Annotated in this window: 1 protein-coding gene; it reads right to left on the bottom strand. The window is 55.6% G+C overall.

Features of this window, described 5'->3' with window-relative positions:
• Positions 1 to 225 (bottom strand): hypothetical protein (locus MO867_RS23250; RefSeq protein WP_252473525.1); only part of this gene is annotated, 225 nt, incomplete at both ends.

The raw sequence follows: 225 nt of genomic DNA, 5'->3' as shown, positions 1-225 counted from the left end.
ATCGCCAACCATCGATGCTTCATCAACGATCATCAGATCAAAGGGGTTACCTTGCTGCCGGATTGGGAAATCCATCTGTACAGCACTGAGCCCTTCCTCTGGGCGCGTGTCGTCGACGCTCAGGCTCGCCATGTAATAGATTGCCCCATGGAGTGTGGATACCGTGGCAGGCCCAATCGCATTGGGTAGCATCCTATCGAGCTTGCCTTGCAGTATCTGGGCCGC

Origin of the sequence: Microbulbifer okhotskensis (genome assembly GCF_023895975.1) — a bacterium.
Classification (GTDB): Bacteria; Pseudomonadota; Gammaproteobacteria; order Pseudomonadales; family Cellvibrionaceae; genus Microbulbifer; species Microbulbifer okhotskensis.
This window is presented reverse-complemented; position numbering and strand designations above follow the sequence as displayed.